The 1,943-nt window shown below is 69.9% G+C and carries 2 protein-coding genes; both read left to right on the top strand.

Features of this window, described 5'->3' with window-relative positions; genetic code table 11:
- The first annotated feature begins 386 nt into the window (after nucleotides 1-386).
- Nucleotides 387-1,628 (top strand): hypothetical protein, encoded by a 1,242-nt coding sequence (locus ACRDSQ_RS06345; RefSeq protein ID WP_431419613.1) that lies wholly within the window; start codon nucleotides 387-389, stop codon nucleotides 1,626-1,628.
- 11 nt (nucleotides 1,629-1,639) lie between these two features.
- Nucleotides 1,640-1,858 (top strand): hypothetical protein, encoded by a 219-nt coding sequence (locus ACRDSQ_RS06340; protein ID WP_431419611.1) that lies wholly within the window; start codon nucleotides 1,640-1,642, stop codon nucleotides 1,856-1,858.
- Nucleotides 1,859-1,943: the final 85 nt, after the last annotated feature.

The raw sequence follows: 1,943 nt of genomic DNA, 5'->3' as shown, positions 1-1,943 counted from the left end.
CCGGTATTCGCATCTGAGTGTCGCGGAGTAGCGCGGTGCCGTGGTGTGGGCCGACTCCGCGACGGCCGTACCCGTCGTTGGGGTGGCAGTTGCTGGACTGGTGGGCGGATTGCCTGCCGTCGCCGCGGGATCCGGCGGAGCCTCTGGTGTTCACCGATGAGCAGGCTCGTGGTCTGGTCGAGTGGTATGCGGTTGATCCAGTGTCGGGCAGGTACATCTATCGGCGTGGAGTGTCGCGGCGGTCGAAGGGGTGGGGGAAGTCGCCGCGGGAGGCGGCGAAGGCGATCGCGGCGCTGGCCGGGCCGGTGGTGTTCGACGGGTGGGACGCGGATGGTGAGCCGGTGGGCCGGGCGCAGGGCAGCCGGGGCGGTGACGCGAAGCCGTGGGTGCAGGTCGCGGCGGTGTCGGAGGACCAGACCGACAACACGTACTCGGTGATCTATGAGTTGCTGACCGCGAACCATTCCCGGGCGGCCGGCGATCTGCGGATCGATGTCGGACTGACCCGGTGTTACCTGCTGGATCGGCCGGGCGAGCTGGAGCCGGTGACGGCAGCGGCCGGCAGCCGGGAGGGGCAGCCGATCACGGACGCGATCCTCGACGAGACGCACCTGTGGTTGCCGTCGAACGGTGGCCGGCGGTTGGCGCGGACGTTGCGGCGGAACGTGGCCAAGATGGGTGGCCGGTCCTACGAGACGACGAACAGCTTCGTGCCGGGTGAGGACTCGGTGGCGGAGGCGACGCACCGGGCAGTCGAGCAGGGCGCGCCGGGGGTCTACTGCGATGCGGTGGAGGCGCCGCCGGTGCGGGAGGATGACCCGGACGAGAAGCTTGCCGAGGCGCTGCGGGTGGCGTACGGCGACTCGTGGTGGGTGGACATCGACCGCCTGGTCGCGGACATCCGGGATCCGGATTCGCTGTGGGAGGACTCGGCGAGGTATTTCCTCAACTGGAACACCGACGACCGGGCGAAGGCGGTCACGGCGGCCCAGTGGAACGATCTGGCGGCGCGCCGGGTCCAGGTGCCGCGCGGGACGCGGGTCGGGCTTGGTTTTGACGGGTCGATCAGCGATGACTGCACGGCGCTGCTGGCGTGCGCGGCGCTCGACGGTACGCCGCACACCTGGCCTTTGAAGGTGTGGGCGCGGCCGCCGAAGGCGAAGCGTGGCTGGCGGATCCCGCGGCTTGAGGTGGCCGAGGCGGTCGAGGATGCGTTTGACCGGTATGACGTCGGCCGGATGCTGTGCGACCCGGCGAAGTGGCAGACCGAGATCGAGGCGTGGGCCGAGGAGTACCCGGACGTGGACGGTGAGGAGCGGGTCGCGTTCTTCGACACGAACCAGTCGCTGCGGATGTCGCGGGCGTGTGACCGGTGGCTCACGGCGATCGCTGAGGGCTCGTACAGCCATGACGGGTCGAAGGTCCTGACTGAGCATGTGCTTGCGATGCACCGGCGGAAGGTGCACACGCGGGACGAGGACGACGACGGCCGGACGCGGTTCGTGTTCGTGAAGGGCCCGGAGCGGTTGAAGATCGACGCCGGTATCGCTGCGGTGCTGGCGCTGGAGGCGTGCATGACGATGCCGGCGCCGCCAGCGAAGCGTAAGCCCAAATTCGCATTCGCCTGAGGAGGCTGACGATGACTGTGCTTGACCGGGTGCCGGTGGACCAGATCACGGCGGAGGCGCGGCAGGTCGACGCCGGCCGCGTGGTGCTGTCGATGATCGCGGCGGTGTTCTTCGCGGTCGGCTGGACGGCTGGGACCGCGGTAACGGCGGCGGCGTGGTGCTGTCTGGCGGTGAAGGCCGGCTGGCTTGAGGCGCGGCCGCGGCATACCGAGGCGGCTGGGCGTAGCTGATGCCTGGTGGCGTCCTGGAGAAGATGGCGGCTGTCCGCCGCCCGAGCTCGGCTGAGGTGGTGCCGGCTGGGCGGAAGGGCTTTTC

This window comes from Actinokineospora sp. (assembly GCF_050699995.1).
GTDB lineage: Bacteria > Actinomycetota > Actinomycetes > Mycobacteriales > Pseudonocardiaceae > Actinokineospora.
This window is presented reverse-complemented; position numbering and strand designations above follow the sequence as displayed.

Bases quoted from the DNA above. Each gene is read 5' to 3' on its own strand.
- ACRDSQ_RS06340 (WP_431419611.1), top strand. From the start codon at position 1,640: ATGACTGTGCTTGACCGGGTGCCGGTGGACCAGATCACGGCGGAGGCG.